Origin of the sequence: Streptomyces sp. NPDC007905, from assembly GCF_042959345.1 — a bacterium.
Classification (GTDB): domain Bacteria; phylum Actinomycetota; class Actinomycetes; order Streptomycetales; family Streptomycetaceae; genus Streptomyces.
The window spans coordinates 212,661-227,980 of sequence record NZ_JBIBKS010000010.1 but is presented as its reverse complement, the minus strand read 5'-3'; the positions used below and the strand labels follow the sequence as shown (position 1 = coordinate 227,980).

13 protein-coding genes and 1 pseudogene are annotated in these 15,320 nt (G+C 74.5%); 9 read left to right on the top strand and 5 right to left on the bottom strand.

The features are described from left to right. Positions 1–6: 6 nt before the first annotated feature. Positions 7–404 (bottom strand): annotated as a pseudogene (locus tag ACFZDC_RS19910) (alpha-L-arabinofuranosidase C-terminal domain-containing protein); the annotation flags it as partial. 196 nt (positions 405–600) lie between these two features. On the opposite strand from ACFZDC_RS19910, the gene ACFZDC_RS19905 reads away from it, so the two are divergent. Genes ACFZDC_RS19905 through ACFZDC_RS19895 form a run of 3 tightly spaced genes read left to right on the top strand, consistent with a single transcriptional unit; the run spans position 601 to position 3,819 of the window. Further along, complete coding sequence (locus ACFZDC_RS19905) at positions 601–1,206, top strand: toxin-antitoxin system, toxin component family protein (protein ID WP_391325468.1); 606 nt, start codon at positions 601–603, stop codon at positions 1,204–1,206. Further along, positions 1,203–2,432, top strand: coding sequence for an MAB_1171c family putative transporter (locus tag ACFZDC_RS19900; protein ID WP_391325466.1), 1,230 nt, complete (start codon positions 1,203–1,205; stop codon positions 2,430–2,432). Before ACFZDC_RS19905 ends, ACFZDC_RS19900 begins: the two co-directional genes overlap by 4 nt. Continuing rightward, on the top strand, positions 2,425–3,819 hold the full coding sequence (locus tag ACFZDC_RS19895; RefSeq protein ID WP_391325464.1) for an FAD-dependent monooxygenase: 1,395 nt from the start codon (positions 2,425–2,427) through the stop codon (positions 3,817–3,819). Before ACFZDC_RS19900 ends, ACFZDC_RS19895 begins: the two co-directional genes overlap by 8 nt. A 155-nt stretch (positions 3,820–3,974) precedes the next feature. Here ACFZDC_RS19895 and ACFZDC_RS19890 read toward each other — a convergent pair whose 3' ends face one another. Then, the gene (locus ACFZDC_RS19890) at positions 3,975–4,820 is read right to left on the bottom strand and encodes an SMP-30/gluconolactonase/LRE family protein (protein WP_391325462.1); all 846 of its coding nucleotides are present in this window, start codon (positions 4,818–4,820) and stop codon (positions 3,975–3,977) included. Beyond that, on the bottom strand, positions 4,817–5,590 hold the full coding sequence (locus ACFZDC_RS19885; protein WP_391325460.1) for an IclR family transcriptional regulator C-terminal domain-containing protein: 774 nt from the start codon (positions 5,588–5,590) through the stop codon (positions 4,817–4,819). Before ACFZDC_RS19885 ends, ACFZDC_RS19890 begins: the two co-directional genes overlap by 4 nt. Before the next feature lie 129 nt (positions 5,591–5,719). Between ACFZDC_RS19885 and ACFZDC_RS19880 the strand changes: the two genes are divergently transcribed. Then, positions 5,720–6,277 carry a hypothetical protein gene (locus ACFZDC_RS19880; RefSeq protein ID WP_391325458.1) on the top strand — a complete coding sequence of 186 codons (558 nt, stop codon included), beginning with the start codon at positions 5,720–5,722 and terminating at the stop codon, positions 6,275–6,277. A 170-nt stretch (positions 6,278–6,447) separates the two neighbouring features. Here ACFZDC_RS19880 and ACFZDC_RS19875 read toward each other — a convergent pair whose 3' ends face one another. Next, complete coding sequence (locus ACFZDC_RS19875) at positions 6,448–7,377, bottom strand: RimK family alpha-L-glutamate ligase (RefSeq protein ID WP_391325456.1); 930 nt, start codon at positions 7,375–7,377, stop codon at positions 6,448–6,450. Between the two features lie 81 nt (positions 7,378–7,458). Here ACFZDC_RS19875 and ACFZDC_RS19870 point away from each other — a divergent pair, with 81 nt between their 5' ends. The 3 genes from ACFZDC_RS19870 to ACFZDC_RS19860 are packed head-to-tail and all read left to right on the top strand — an operon-like array spanning position 7,459 to position 10,510. Beyond that, the gene (locus ACFZDC_RS19870) at positions 7,459–7,677 is read left to right on the top strand and encodes a hypothetical protein (protein ID WP_391325454.1); all 219 of its coding nucleotides are present in this window, start codon (positions 7,459–7,461) and stop codon (positions 7,675–7,677) included. A gap of 39 nt (positions 7,678–7,716) precedes the next feature. Further along, positions 7,717–9,165 carry an AMP-binding protein gene (locus ACFZDC_RS19865; protein ID WP_391325452.1) on the top strand — a complete coding sequence of 483 codons (1,449 nt, stop codon included), beginning with the start codon at positions 7,717–7,719 and terminating at the stop codon, positions 9,163–9,165. After that, positions 9,158–10,510 (top strand): carboxyl transferase domain-containing protein, encoded by a 1,353-nt coding sequence (locus ACFZDC_RS19860; protein WP_391325450.1) that lies wholly within the window; start codon positions 9,158–9,160, stop codon positions 10,508–10,510. Before ACFZDC_RS19865 ends, ACFZDC_RS19860 begins: the two co-directional genes overlap by 8 nt. Before the next feature lies 1 nt (position 10,511). On the opposite strand, the gene ACFZDC_RS19855 is transcribed toward ACFZDC_RS19860, so the two are convergent. After that, positions 10,512–14,129 (bottom strand): S8 family serine peptidase, encoded by a 3,618-nt coding sequence (locus ACFZDC_RS19855; protein WP_391325448.1) that lies wholly within the window; start codon positions 14,127–14,129, stop codon positions 10,512–10,514. A gap of 226 nt (positions 14,130–14,355) precedes the next feature. Between ACFZDC_RS19855 and ACFZDC_RS19850 the strand changes: the two genes are divergently transcribed. Both ACFZDC_RS19850 and ACFZDC_RS19845 read left to right on the top strand, forming a co-directional pair. After that, positions 14,356–14,700: a CU044_2847 family protein gene (locus tag ACFZDC_RS19850; RefSeq protein ID WP_391325446.1), complete on the top strand. Its 345-nt coding sequence runs from the start codon at positions 14,356–14,358 to the stop codon at positions 14,698–14,700. Beyond that, the gene (locus tag ACFZDC_RS19845; protein ID WP_391325444.1) at positions 14,697–14,831 is read left to right on the top strand and encodes a hypothetical protein; all 135 of its coding nucleotides are present in this window, start codon (positions 14,697–14,699) and stop codon (positions 14,829–14,831) included. Before ACFZDC_RS19850 ends, ACFZDC_RS19845 begins: the two co-directional genes overlap by 4 nt. The last annotated feature ends 489 nt before the right edge of the window (positions 14,832–15,320 follow it).

Sequence of the window (15,320 nt, the reverse complement as noted above, 5' to 3'; positions counted from 1 at the left end):
GGCGTCCTACGCCGGCCTGATCACGTTCCAGGACAGCGGCTCCAGTACCGCGGTGAGGGTGCCGTCCTCCACGGCGGTGCCCTCGACCGGGTGCGGAGTGACCCGCTCGGGGTCGTCCAGGGTGTGCGGGCATCGGGGTCGGCGTCCGCCAGGGCGCTGTGCTCCGTGACGGCCGTCAGGCCGAGCCCGTTGAGGGCGACTTCGAGCGGCAGCGACTCGGTGCGGCTGCGGTTGACGGCGCAGACGGTGACCGTGCCGTCCTGCGCATGGACGGCGGTGGCGTGCAGCAGGTCCGTCCCGCCGTACTTCTTCGTGTCGTACGTCGGCGAGTCCACCCGGACGTCGAGGACCTCACCGCGGCCGTACCGGGAGGTCCGCGCGAACGGGTGGAACGTCGTCTGCCGTCAGGCCCGGCTCGGAGTCGGACAACGCCCGTAACTTCGAACGGAACCGTGGATTCGAAGCGCTTGCGCGTCCATGGGCCGGGCAGAGCTCATAGGTGGTTAGCCCTTGAACAACGGTCGTTGGATCGCATGACGCGAACACATCCAGGCGCGTACGCTCGGACGAGCCGCACACCGGCGGTGAGAAGGGGGAACGATGACCATCGCGGGCGCGCGAGAGCGGGCGGCACGGCTGGCCGCACGGCTGCGCGGCTCCCGTCCGGGCTCGGCGATGCGTTCCCTGGCCGCCGACCTCGCCGCCGCCGTCCGCGCACGGCCGCAGGCGCCGGACGGCGTACGGGACCTGTGCCGGGCGCTGTGCGAGGAGATGAGCGCACGGCGGGCCGGGCGGCCGGTGGAGCTGCGCTTCGAGCGCTTCCCGGACGAGATCGAGGTCACCGGCCTGTGGGTGGAGTTCCAGGACTTCGACCTGGTCATCGTGGAGGAGCGCGCCGAGGCCGTGCAGCAACTGGTCATCCTCGGGCACGAGTTGTGGCATCTGCACGCCGGGCACCGGCACCACCACCTGGCCGGGGCGGCGGCGGCCCGCGCGTTCGCCGGCGAGCCCCGCCGGCGGGACATGGTGCTGACGGTGGCCGCCCGCAACGGCTCCCGGGCGGCGGACGAGGCCGAGGCCGACGACTTCGGCCACCGCCTCGCCACCCTGTTCCGGCCCTGTCTCGACGGCACCGGACCCGGCACACCCCTCGACCCCGTCCAACGCTCACTCGGCTATCGCGGACGCCGAGGAGCCGCTCGGTGACCCTGCTGGCGCTCGACCCGTCGGACTTCCTCAGCGAGTTCTACATCTCCTTCTGGATCCCCACCGCCGTGCTCACCGCGGCCCTGGTGATCAAGCTGCCCACGATCATCCGGCTGTGGCGGGACCCGCTGCTGCGCGCGGTCGGCGGGCTGCTGCTGCTCGCCTGCGCGGTGTTCGTGTTCTGCACGCCCTCCACGATCGCCGCCGTCAACCGGCTCACCGGCGTGCCCAACGTCTCGGCGCCCTGGTGCTATTCGCTGATCACCGCGTTCTGCGGATCCTGCCTGCTGCTGATCATCACCTGGCGCAACGGCCTGTCGGACCGCTCGGCCGCCACCCGCCGCGCGATGCGGTGGGTGATCTCGGTCTACTCCGGGGTGGTCGTCGCGCTGTGGGTGCTGTTCCTGCTCGCCGACGCGCCCGAGGAGCGGCTGCGGGACCTGGACACGTACTACGCCACCACCCCGTTCATGCGCGAGGAGATCCTGCTCTACCTCGTCGCGCACGCCGCGGCCTGCCTGATCACCTCCAAGCTGATCTGGAACTGGGTGCGCACCGAGGGCCTGGACGCCTGGCTGCGCTGGGGGCTGAAGCTGCTCGGCGCCGGCTATGTGCTGAACCTGATCTTCGACGCGTCCAAACTGATCGCGGTCGCCGCGCGCTGGTGCGGGCAGAACCTGGACTGGCTGAGCACCCACCTCGCCCCGCCCATCGCCGCGCTGTCCGCCATCCTGATCGCGGTCGGCTTCATCCTTCCGCACGCCGGCCAGTACCTGCACGCCCGCTGGCGGGTCCGGCTCGCCCACCGCGAACTGCGGCCGCTGTACCAGCTGATGTGGTCCACGAGCGGGGAGGGCGTGCCGTTCGTGCTGCGGGCCACGCCCGAGCTGCGGCTGACCCGGCGCGAGACGTTCATCCGGGACGTGCTGCTGCCGCTGGCCCGGCACATCGACACCGGTCTGGGCAGGCGGTCGTACGACGCCGCGCTCGGCCTCGGGCATCCGCCGGAGCGGGCGCGGGCGCTGGCGGCCGCGGTGAGCATCCTCGACGCGATCGAGGCGAGGAACCGTGGCCCGGAGCCGCCCGAGGCCGCCGCCGGCCCCGACACCACGAGCCTGCTCCAGGAGATCGGGGCCGTCTCCCGAGCCCTGCGCCGTCCCGACGACATCGAGGCGGTCCGCGCGCGTGCGGCCGCCCCAGCAGAGAGCGTTGCCGTACATGAGTGAACGCAAGCCCGCCGCCGTCGTGCTCGGCGGCTCCCTCGCCGGCCTGCTCGCGGCCCGCGCCCTGGCCTCGACGGGCGCCCGGGTGACCGTCGTCGAGCGGGACGCGCTGCCCACGGGGCCCGAGCCGCGTCAGGGGCTGCCGCAGGCCCGGCACGTGCACCAGCTGTGGTCGGGTGGGGCGCGGGCGCTGGAGCAGCTGCTGCCCGGGGCGATCGGGCGGCTGCGGGCGGCCGGGGTGAGCCGGGTGCCGATGACCACGGACATGGTGGCGCTGTCGCCGCACGGCTGGTACCGGCGGTGGGCCGAGTCGGCGTTCATGCTGCCGGCCAGCCGGGACCTGCTGGACTGGGTGGTACGGCAACTGGTGCTGGCCGAGGGGGACATCGAGCTGGTGCAGCGGGCCGAGGCGGTCGGTCTCGCGGGTACGCGCGCGACGGTGACCGGGGTACGGATCCGGCCCCACGACGACATCGAGCGCACCCTGGCGGCCGACCTGGTCGTGGACGCCACGGGCCGCGGCTCCCGGGCCCCCCACTGGCTGACCGAACTGGGCCTGCCCGGGCCGGAGCGGCGCGAGGTCGCCTCGGGCCTGGTGTACGCCAGCCGGCTGTTCCGGGCGCCGGAGCAGGCGCGGGAGGGGTTCCCGGTCGTCAACATCGAGCCCGATCCGCGGGGCGCGGGGACCGGGCGCGGGGGTGTGCTGATGCCGGTGGAGGACGGCAAGTGGATGGTCACGCTGTTCGGCGGCAGAAACGACGGACTGCCGGCCACGGCCGCCGACTTCACCCGGTACGCGTGCGAGGAGCTGCGTCACCCGCTCATCGGGGAGCTGCTGGCGAACGCGGAGCCGCTGACGGAGGTGGCCGTCACCCGGACCACCGCGAACCGCCGCTACTTCTACGAGACGATGCCGGTGTGGCCGGAGAACTTCGCGGTCCTCGGGGACGCCGTGTGCGCGCTGAACCCGGTGTACGGCCACGGGATGGCCGTCTCGGCCCAATCCGCCCTGGCTCTGCGGGATGTGATCCGCCGTCGCGGACTCGGCTCCCCGGGCCTGTCCCGGCGGGTCCAGCAGGCGGTGGGTCGGACGGTCCGGGCGGCCTGGGACCTCGCGATCGGGGCGGACGTCTTCTACCCCGGCGCCACCAAGACGGGCCCCACCCTGCGGGACCGCCTGCTGTCCGCCTACCTCGGCCGCCTGCTGCGCACCGCCACGGGCAACGGCCGCATCGCCCGCAGGGTCACCGACGTGACGGCCCTGGAGCGGGGGGCGCAGGCGCTGCTGGCACCGAGCGTGGTGCTCGCTGCCGCGGTGGGGCCGTTGAAGCCCGCGCTCAGTGCTCCGCCGCTGACGGTGGAGGAGCGGAAGGCTGCGGGGGTGCTGTAGGCGGGGGTCGGCCGTCGCGGGCGAGGTCGCGGTGCGTGGGGACCGGCTCCGGCTGCGGGTGCGTGGGGGCCGGTCGCGCAGTTCCCCGCGCCCCCCGGGGGAACTGCGGCGCCGTCGGCCGGAGGGCACCCCATCCGCCGCAGCCACGGCATCGCTCAGCCCGAGAACGCCGGTTGCGGCAGTCCCTTCCCCGCGCCCGGGACCACCAGCACCGAGCCCGACAGGGGATGCGGGGCCGGCAGCCCCGTGCGGGCCGTCGTGACGTACAGGTCGGTCAGGTCCGGGCCGCCGAACGCGCAGGCCGTCGTACGCGGGGTGGGCAGGGAGATCACCCGGTCCAGCTCGCCGGACGGCGTGTAGCGGCGGACCGCTCCCCCGTCCCACAGGGCCACCCACACGCAGCCCTCCGCGTCGACCGTCAGGCCGTCCGGGAAGCCCGCGCCCTCCTCGATCTCCGTCAGCCGGCGGCGGTTGCGGACGACCCCGCCGTCGTGGTCGAAGACGTCCACCCGCCGGGTCGGCGTGTCGGCGTAGTACATCAGGCTGCCGTCCGGGCTCCAGCCGGTGCCGTTGCTGACCGTGACATCGGAGAGGATCGTTCGCACGTCTCCGTCGCCGGTCAGACGGGACAGCGTGCCGCCCCCCGTCGCCTCGTCGTAGCGCATCGTGCCCGCCCAGAGGGATCCGTCGGGGGCGACGGCCGCGTCGTTGGCGCGGCGCCCGGGGACGGGCTCGTGGTGCAGCCAGCGGAAGGTGTCGTCGGGATCGAGCAGGCCGACGCCGTCCCTCAGGTTCAGCACCAGGCCGCCGCCCGCACGGGGCTTGGCCGCGCCGACGTGCTGCTCGGTGGTACGGGCCGTACGACGCCCCGACGAGGGGTCGTAGGTGTGTACGCGCATGCCCAGGATGTCCAGCCAGACGAGGCGGCCCGTCGCCGGGTCCCAGGTCGGCCCCTCGCCGAGCGCCGCCTGCGCGCGCACGGCGACCTCGTAGGCCGTCATGCCACGCTCCGGTGGCCCAGTCGCTCCGACAGCTCCGCCGCACCCTTCGCTGCCAGTTGCTCCAGCTCCGCCCGGCGCTCGTCGCTCCACCGGATCATGGGGACCGAGATGGACAGGGCGGCGACCACGTGCCCGGCCCGGTCGTGCACCGGGGCGGCCACGCAGGACACGTCCGGGTTGGACTCACGGCTCTCCAACGCGATGCCCCGCTGCCTGATCCCGGCCAGGGCCTCGCGCAGCGCGGCGGGATCGGTGATGCTGTTCGGGGTCATGGCGGTCAGCTCGGCGCCGTCCGGTATCCGCGCCGCCAGCTCCTGCTCCGGCAGCGAGGCCAGCAGCATCTTGCCGACGGAGGTGCAGTGCGCGGGGAGGCGGCGGCCCGCGGCCGAGACCATGCGCACCGCGTGCGTGGAGTCGACCTTGGCGATGTAGATGACGTCGGTGCCCTCGAGGATGGCCACGTGAACCGTCTCGTCGCAGGTCTCCGCCACCGAGCGGGCCACCTGCTGCCCCTCGGCCGCGAGGTCGAGCTGCTCGGCGTAGCGGCTGCCGAGCTGGTACGGCCGTACGCCGAGCCGGTACCGTCCGGGCTCTCCCGGCACGGGCACGATGTACGAGCGTGCGGCGAGCGTGGTGACCAGCTCATGCACGGTGGTGCGCGGCAGCTGCAGCTTGCGCACGATGTCGGGGGCGGAGAGCGTCCCGTCCCCGTCGAGGAACAGCTCAAGAATGTCCAGAGCTCGGGTCACGGCAGGCACGAGGCGTCCCACGTCCGGCCCCTCCCTTGGGTCTCAGCGCCTGTGTTCGAGATTTCAACAGACGATCGGCATGGCGAACAAAGGCTAGTCATCGAAGGTTGCGCGGGCAATGGGCCGGAGCGAGCCGGGCACCATCAGTGCATGCATCTCGACTTCCAGCTGGTGCTGCTGCGCCGCATGGCCGACCACAATCCGGGCCTGGTCGAGGACGCCCGGCGCGAACTGGGCGCGTCGATCGCTGACATGCGGGAGGCCAACAAGCGCTGGCAGGCGATGGTCCGGTCCCCGAGGTCGCGGTCCGCCGCCGCCCGCTACCGGTCGGTCCTCGGCGAGCCCGCGGCCGTCGTCCGGCGCCGCCTCGGGGACGTCGACTGCGAGGCCCGGCAGTGGGCGCTGCCCCTGTGGCCCGAGCTGCGCTTCGAGGTGCTGGTCTCCCCCGACGGCGCGGTCTGGAACGAGTGGCTGGTGCGGGCGCCGGGTGCGCCGGCCCCGGTCCTGCGCACCCTGGAGGACCTCACCCCGTGGTCGTGCACGGTGGACGAGGCCGCCCGTGCCTTCGCCCCCGCCCGCCCGCTGGAGGGCACGGCGCCCACCCGCTGGGGGCTGGCCCTCACCGCCCCCGACCGGGACGGGGCACGGCACGAGGTGGTCGCCGAGTTCACCTGGGGGCTGCTGCAGCGCACGGCGGTCCGCACCTGAACCGCCCGGCCGTCTCAGGCGTCGAAGCCGGCGCCCTGGCCTGCTTCTCCCAGGTGGTGACGTCCTCGCGGACCTGGTCGCGCCCTGGCCTGGCGCCGCGAGGACGAGGGACGGCCACTGGTCCGGGCGTACGCCGAGGCCTGCCGGGCCACGGCCGGGGGCGGGACGTTCTAGTCCCGTCCGGCCGCCTGGTCCGGTGCGGCCGCATGGTCCCCTCCGGCCGCCTGGTCCCGTGCGGCCGCCGCCAGGATCGCCTCCGTCACGCGCGGGAGCGAGTCCGGGTGCAGAAACAGGAACAGGTTCGGCTCCACCAGCTCCAGCTCCATCACCCTGGGCCGTCCGTCCTCGCCGTCGACCAGGTCCACCCGCGCGTACAGCAGCCCGGCCGCGCCGGGTACGGCCGCCAACGCCCGCTCGGCCACGGCCAGTTCGGCATCCGTCGGCTGCCAGGGCTCCAGGTCGGGATGGGCGACCTTGTCGGCGTCGTAGGGGGTGCCGGGCGCGAGCACGGCGCCCTTGCGGCTGGCGTGCAGCAGACGGCCGCCGAAGAACTGCAGCGCCCGCTCCCCGCTGACGTCGATGCCCCGCACGTAGGGCTGCACCATCGCGGTGAACCCCTCCGCATGCATCCGCGCCAGCTGCCGTACGGCCGTCTCGTGCTCGGCGGGCGTGTAGCGGGCGGCGAACCGGGCGCCCGCGCCGGAGGTCGGCTTGATCACGTACTCGTGGTCGGTGGGCAGGCCGACGGGCTCGCCCGGAGCGAGGTAGCGGGTGGGGACGGTGGGCACACCGGCCGCCGCGAGATCGCCGAGGTAGCGCTTGTCGGTGTTCCAGCGCACGATCCCGGCCGGATTGGCGATGCGGGTGGCCTTGCCGACCCGCTCCACCCACGCCCCGAACTCCTCGGCACGCCAGCTGTAGTCCCAGGTCGAGCGGATGACGACGAGGTCGTAGCCGCCCCAGTCGGCGTCCGGGTCGTCCCAGTGCCGCGCCTCGGCCTCGGCCCCCGCCTCCCGCAGCGCCCGCACCAGCACCGGCAGGTCGCCGTCCTTGCTCGGCTCGGTGCCGGGGTCGTAGGTGGCGAGGGCGATACGGGGCACGTCGGGCTCCCTGTCGTACGACGGTTCGATCACCGGGAGGCTAACAAGCACCCAGGGAACCGGGACAGCCCGCAGGGGAAGGTGTCCGGGGACGCACCGGCCGACGTCGAGAAGCTGCTGGTGCGCGGCGGGACGGTCGCCGTCGACGACTTCACCCCGGGGACCGGCTGGCCGCCGGTGCACGAGGGTGCGGCCGACCGGGCCCGGCTGCACTGGCTCGGGCATCCGGCGCTGCGGTCGGCCGAACTGCGGCTGGCAGCGGACCTGAGCACGGTCGTCGGAACGCGGCGGCTGGTGTAGGAAGGTGCTGAAGTCCCCGACCCCAAGGAGTGTCGCCGCGTGTCCTCCCTCTTCCCCGCCCTGGCGGACGGCCCGGGCGAGCGGGTCGCCCTGCGGTTCGGCGAACGGTCGTTGACGTACGGCGCACTCGCGGGTGCCGCGGGTGCGCTCGCCGGGCGGATCCGCGGAGCCGGCCGGGTCGCCGTGTGGGCGACGCCGGAGCTGGAGACCGCCGTCGCCGTGACGGGCGCGCTGCTCGCCGCGGTGGCCGCGGTGCCGCTGAACCCGAAGTCGGGCGAGAAGGAACTGGCGCACATCGTCTCCGACAGCGCGCCGGACCTGGTCCTGGCCGCTCCCGGCGCGGAGCTCCCCTCCGCGCTCGGCCACGTGGCCCGGCTCGACGTGGACGCCTCCGCCACCGGCGGCGTCCCCGAGGAGCGGGCCGGTGACGCCGACCCGGCGCTGATCGTCTACACCTCCGGCACCACCGGGCCGCCCAAGGGGGCGGTCGTCCCGCGCCGGGCCCTCGCCGCGACCCTGGACGCGCTCGCCGACGCCTGGCAGTGGACCGGCGAGGACGTGCTGGTACACGGGCTGCCCCTGTTCCATGTGCACGGGCTCGTACTGGGCGTGCTCGGCCCGCTGCGGCGCGGCGGTTCGGTGCGGCACCTGGGGCGGTTCAGCACCGAGGGGGTGGCCCGGGAGCTGAACGACGGCGCGACCATGCTGTTCGGGGTGCCGACGATGTACCACCGCATCGCCGAGGCGCTCCCGGACGACCCGGAGCTGGCCAAGGCCCTCGCCCGGGCCCGGCTGCTGGTCTCCGGCTCGGCGGCGCTGCCCGTGCACGACCACGAGCGGATCCTGGCCGCGACCGGTCGGCGGGTGATCGAGCGGTACGGCATGACGGAGACGCTGATGAACACCAGCGTGCGGGCCGACGGCGAGGCCCGGGCCGGGACGGTCGGGGTGCCGCTGCCGGGCGTCGAGCTGCGGCTGGTGGAGGAGGACGGCACCGAGGTGGCCGGGTACGACGGCGAGACCGTCGGCGAGATCCAGGTGCGCGGCCCGAATCTGTTCACCGAGTACCTGAACCGGCCCGAGGCGACCGCCGCCGCGTTCACCGCCGACGGCTGGTTCCGCACCGGCGACGTGGCGGTGCGCGAGCGCGACGGGTATGTCCGCATCGTGGGGCGCAAGGCCACCGACCTGATCAAGAGCGGCGGTTACAAGATCGGGGCGGGCGAGATCGAGAACGCGCTGCTGGAGCATCCGGGGGTGCGGGAGGCCGCGGTCACCGGGGAGCCTGACGCGGACCTGGGCGAGCGGATCGTGGCGTGGATCGTCCCGGCCGACCCGGGAACTCCGCCGTCCGCGGAGGAACTGGCCGAGCACGTCGCCCGGCGGCTGGCCCCGCACAAGCGGCCGCGCGTGGTCCACCACCTGGACGCGCTGCCCCGCAACGACATGGGGAAGATCATGAAGCGGGCGCTGGTGGCCGATGCCTGAGCGGCTGTCGGCACGAGAGGTCCTGGCGCTGGTCGCGGACGAGGAGACCTTCGAGGAACTCCCCGACCCGGCACGTGACGCGAAGGTGAACGGCCCGCTCGGCTGGCAGGGTTACGACGCCTCGCGCGCCCGCGCCGCCGAGCGCACCGGTGAGAAGGAGTCCGTCGTCTGCGGCACCGCGAGCGTCGGGGGCACCCGGGCCGTGCTGATCGCGTTCGAGTTCGGCTTCCTCGGTGGCTCCCTGGGCGAGCGCACCGGCGACCGTCTGCAGGCGGCGTACCGGCACGCCCGGGCCCACCGGCTCCCGGTGGTGCCGTTGGTCGCGACCGGCGGCAGCCGGATGCAGGAGGGCATGCTCGCGCTGACCCAACTCCAGCGCGTGGCCCGTGAGTCGGCGCTCACCCGCGAGGCGGGGCTGCCGCAGATCGCGGTCCTGCGGGATCCGACGACCGGCGGTGGCTGGGCCACCCTGGGCGCCGGAGCCGATGTGATCCTGGCGCTCCCGGGCGCCCAGGTGGGTTTCGCGGGTTCCCGGGTGCGGCCACGGGACGCGGATCCGTCCGCCTACACGGCCGAGGCGCAGGTGGCGGCGGGGTCGGCGGACGCGGTGGTACGGCCCGAGGAACTGCGCAGCACGCTGGGGAGGTGGCTGCGGCTGCTCACCACCCCGGCGCGGGAGGCTCCCGCACCGCGGGCCCTTGGCTCCGCCGCCCTCCCCGCCACCGGCTGGGAGGCCGTCCGCCGTGCCCGCGCCCCCGAACGCCCGCACGCGCAGGACTACTTGGACGCCTACTTCACCCACAGGGTCTCCCTCAGCGGCGACCGCTGCGGCGGTACGGACCCCGACGGCATGCTGTGCGGCTTCGGTGAGCGGGGCGGCGGCACCGTGGCGTACGCGGCGCAGACCGGGGCGGCGACCCGGCCCGCCGGGTATCGCACTGCGGCCCGGCTGATCCGGCTCGCCGACCGGCTCGACATCCCGGTGCTGACGCTGGTGGACACGCCGGGTGCGGCCAATGACGCCGAGGCGGAGCAGCAGGGGGCCGGGGCCGCGATCGCCGAGGTGTTCGGGGCGGTGGCCTCCGCGCGGGTGCCGATCACCACGCTCGTCGTCGGCGAGGGCGGCTCCGGCGGGGCGCTGGCGCTGGCCGCGCCGGGCAGCACCTGGGCCACTCCGGACAGTTACTTCTCGGTGATCGCGCCGGAACTGGCCGCGGCCATACTCAAGCGCCCGCCGCAGGAGGTGGAGGAGACCGCGGGGCAGCTGCGCATCCGGCCGCAGGACCTGGTGGACCTGGGGGTGGTCCGGGGCGTCGTCGAGGCCGGGGACCACCCCCGCTCCTGAACTACTCCACGCCCACCGCCCGGATGATCTCCTGGGTCACCGAGCCGCCCTTGTCGTCGTGGGCCGAGGCCCGCAGGGAGACGCGGGCGGCGTCGCGCGGCACGGTCAGCGTGCCGTGCCAGGAGGCACCCCGGCCGACGGTCAGCGGGACCTTCCGCCAGGTCGCCCCGTCGTCGTACGACACCTCGAGCCGCCCGCCGCCGAGGATGCCGGTGCCGGCCGCGTTCGCCACGTACTCGACGCCGAGCCCGACCGGTGTCCGCTGCCCGCCGCGCACCTCGCCGGCGAGGTCGGTGTCGAGGTCGAAGGCGAGGTTGATCAGGGGCAGGCAGGTCCAGCGGTCCTCCGGGGTGGCCGCCGACCGGAAGGTCCACTCGGTGTGGCCCCTGGTGGCGGGCTGCCAGCGGCCGGCGTCCAGGGCGGTGTCGGTGACCACCTTGTAGGTGTGCTCGTCGGCGGGGGCGTCCCGGACCTGGACGCCGGAGCCGGTGCGCCGGTCGACCGGCGCACCGTCCAGGTAGACGGCGGTGGTCTGGCTCATCCCGCTGCCCTCGCTCCACACGTCCCCGAAGCCGGTGTGGTCGGGCCCGGAGTCGCCCCAGCCGGGGGTGTTCAACTGGATCTCGTTCCCGGCCCGTTGCTGCCCCCAGCCGAGGCCGGTGTCGAGCCAGGGGTGCCACACGGGACGGAACCAGTTCAGCTCGGGCCGGGTTCCGCCGGCGTAGCGCACCAGTCCGCTGCGTTCCTCGAGCGCGCCGTCGCGGGCGGTGACGGACTCGTGCCACAGCTGGCCCGGACCGGTGGACACGTAGTCGGTGCGTTCGGCGGGCAGGTCGACGCGCTCCTGGAAGCCGAGGCCGATCGGGAAGGTCCCGGTGATCGAGTACCGGAACTCACCGCCGTTCACCGGCTCGGCGGCATGGAACTTCACGTGCGCGGCGGCGAGTTGCCGTCCCGAGGGGGCGTAGGTGAGGTCCCGGTCCGGGATCGCGCCCGGGTGGCCCTCGGACAGGTCGTACACGTAGGGCGAGTTGCGGGTGCCGGTCATGTCGGCCTGTCCGGCCGACCGCAGCCGTGCCGCGTCCGCCCGGCTCACCGTGGCGATCTGCAGGGGCCGTTCGGCGTTGTCGTCCGTGCCCCACCAGGCCATCAGCCGGCCGGGCGCGTCGTCCGTCACGAACAGCGCCCTGGCGCCCGCGTCCTGGGCGGCCTGGGCCAGGGCGGCCGGGTCGGCGCCGTCGGCGAGGCGCGCGAGCACCGCCTTGCCGGACACCCCGGTGAACGGCCCGTCGCCGACGTCGACCAGCGGCAGCTTCGTCCGTCCCTCGATCAGTGTGCCGCCCGCCTGTACGGTCGCCTCGCCGATCCCCTTGACCGCCAGCAGCGGCTTGGCCAGCCGCCACACGGTCCGGTACTCGAAATTGCCCTGCGTGACCTTCGGGGTGGGCGCGGCGAAGACGCTGTCGTAGGCCAGGGGTACCTGGACCGCGCCGAACAGGTCGGCGCCGTTCGCCGTCCGGTCGTACTCCATGAGGAGTTGACGCGTCTCGGTGCGCCGGTCGACGTCGGCCTTGATCTCCCGCAACGTCCTTCCGTCCAGGGTGACGTCCCGGTCGCGGTCGAGGGTGATCCCGGGGGCGGCGAGGAAGCCGAGGCCGAGCGAGTCGGCGCCGTGGCTGCCGCGCACGTCGAGGAAGGAGGCCACGCTGTAGGTGCCGGGCCGCAGGCGCAGCTTCAGGGTGCCGGAGTCGCCGACGTGCGCCGGCTGGGCGTCCTCGCCCGCGGCGAGCAGCTGCACGGCGAGGTCGGCGGCGGTGGGCGCTCCGTCGCGGTCCAGGACGCGGACCGTGAGCGTGTACCGCTCCCCCTCCTTGACCAGCCCGAACACGGTGTGTGCGAGCGGGGTGCCGTCCGGCCCCGAGGCCACGATCTGCCCGCTGCTCTCGCCGACCGGCGCCTTCGATCCGTCGCCGGTGACGGTGGTGGCCGCGGTGCCGTGCGCGGGGACGGTGAGGGCGGAGTCGGCGAGGGTGGCCACACCGTCCGGGCCGCCCTGGACGGCGAGCTTCAGCCGCACGTCGCTGTCGGACGAGTTGGTGTAGGTGAGGGTCCGTGTGACGGGCTTGTCGGCCTCGTACGGCCGGCTGTGGAAGCCGAGGTCGGCGCTGCCGGTGGCGGTGACCTCCGCCTCGACCGCGTCGGGAACGCTGACTCTCCCGGCTCCCAGCAGGTAGGCGGAGGCGTCGAGTTGCTTCGAGCTGGACATCAGCGCGTCCTTCAGCTGCGCGCCGCTCCAGCCGGGGTGGGCCTGGGCGAGCAGGGCGGCCGCTCCGGCGACGTGCGGGGTCGCCATGGACGTACCGCTCAGGGAGGTGTAGTAGCCGCTGCCGGGGACGAGCTGGGAGCGGGCGGCGAGGATGTCGACGCCGGGCGCGGAGATGTCCGGCTTCAGGGCGTTGTCGCCGTAGCGGGGTCCGGCGCTGGTGAAGTAGGCCGCCTGGTCGCCCGAGTCCACGGCGCCGACGGTGAGGGCCGCGTCGGCGCCGGCGGGCGAGCCGATGGAGGACGGGGTGCCGGTGTTGCCGGCCGCGACGACGAAGAGGGCGCCGGTCTCCTTCGAGAGGGTGTTCACCGCCTGGGCCATCGGGTCGGTTCCGTCACTGGGCTCGGTCGAGCCCAGGCTCATGGAGATCACCCGGGCGTGCACGTCCCGCGCCGCCCACTCCATGCCCGCGATGATCTGGGACTCGCTGCCCGAACCCTGGTCGCTGAGGACCTTGCCGACCGCGAGGGTGGCGCCGGGCGCGACCCCCTGTTCCCTGCCGTCGGAGGCGGCACCGCTGCCGCCGACGGTGGAGGTGACGTGCGTGCCGTGCCCGTTGCGGTCGGCGATCTCCTGCCCGTCGACGAAGCTCCTGGTGGCACCGACCCGGTCCTTCAGGTCGGGGTGGCTCGGGTCGACGCCGGTGTCGAGGACGGCGACCGTGACGCCCTTGCCGGTCAGCCCCGCGTCCCAGGCGGCCCGCGTGCCGATCTGGGCGTTGCTGTCGGCCATGTCGGCCTCGACCCGCCCGTCGAGCCAGACCTTGCCGACGCTTCCGTTTCGGGTGAAGGACCGCCAGAAGGCGCGTCCCCGGTCCGCGTCGACGGCGGCGCCACGCAGGCTCGGCAGTGTCCGGGTGCGCTCGGCGCCGGCCGGGGTGGCGGCGCGGGCGCCCTTGCCGTAGGTCACGATCAGCGGGAGCGTGTCGGCCTTGGCGTCCGTCAGCCCCTGCCGGATCAGCCCGCTCACGTCGAACAGCCGCCGGTCCAGGGTGCCGGCCCGCAGATACGGCAGCGCCTCGTCCGGTACGACGGTGATGTCGCCGTCGCTCATCTGCGTCCGCACCGCGCCGGTGGCCCCGGTGGGCCGCCGCACGGTGACCGTCTTCCTCCCGTGGGCGAGGTCGGTGACGGTGACCCTGTCGCCGGTGACGAGGGTGACGGTGGTCCCGGCGCCCGGGGTGTGCCGGTCCGCGGTGACGGCCGTCTTCGCGACCGCCGGGCCCGTCGGCGACAGGGCGATCACAAGCCCGGCCGACAGCAGGGCCGCACCACGTCCGCCTGGTCTTCTCCTCATGCACGCCTCTTCTCGTCCGGGGATGTCCGTCCTGGTGCGCGGAGTGCTGGGATGAGTGTCATGTGCCGCCTGTCGCCCGGGAGTTGACCGGTCCTGGCGGAAAGGTGCCCTGGCGGCTTCCCATCAACGCGGCACCAGCACCAGGCTGGAAGGGCGGACAGCTCCACTCCCCTTCCGCAACAATGGAGTTGGTCGTGGATCAAGAGCACGGGGGGCGGACAGCGTCATGAACAAGCTGATGGAGTTCACCACGGAGGACGGCGCCGTCGTCGTGGTGGAGGCCGCGGACGGCGCGAGCGGGACCCGGCTCGTCTCGCGCGGCGAGGGCGGCCCCGCGGCCCAGGCGGCCAGTACCTTCGAGGGCGCGCTGGGCGGAGTGCGCGCGGCGGCCCACTCCGCCCTGCGCGTGTTCCGGGACGGCAACCTGCGTCCCGACTCGGTGGAGCTGGAGTTCGGTGTGAAGCTCAGCGCTGAGGCCGGGGCGGTCATCGCCAAGGGGGCGGCGGAGGGGCAGCTGGTCGTCCGGCTGAGCTGGGCGTCGACGGCGTCGGAGCCCACGCCCCCGTCATGAGCGGCGCGGCCTGGCACGCCCGGATCGAGTACGGGGGCGCGGTGGCCGGCGCGGGTTTCCTCGTCACCCGCCGCACGGTGCCGACCTGCGCCCACGTCGTCCGGGACAGCGGCCTGTCACCGGGACCGTGAGCTTCCCCAGCCGGCCCGGCCTGGACGGGCTGCCCGCGGCCGTGGCCGTGCCCGGCGGCTGGGCGGGCGGCGCCACCGACCCCGCGACCTCGCCGTCCTCGAACTGGACCACGACGCGCCCCTGGCCCCGGCCAGGTTCGCGCCGCCCGGGGCGGAGCAGGGCAGCCCCTCCCTGGTCGCGTACGGCTTCCCCGAGCGTTGCGACGAGGGTGTCCTCGCCCGCTACCGCGCCGTGTCCCGGACGCTGATCGCCGACCAGCGGGTGCAGCTGGAGGCCGCCCCGGCGCACGGGCAGCCGCCGGCGCGGTTTCAGCGGGGCGGCGCCCTGCCCGACGACCGGGTGGTCGGCCCGGCCCCTACCGTGCCGTGTCCCGGACGCTGATCGCCCACCAGTGGGTGCAGCTGGAGGCCGCCCCGGCGCACGGGCAGCCGCCGGCGCGGTTTCAGCGGGGCGGCGCCCTGCCCGACGACCGGGTGGTCGGCCCGGCC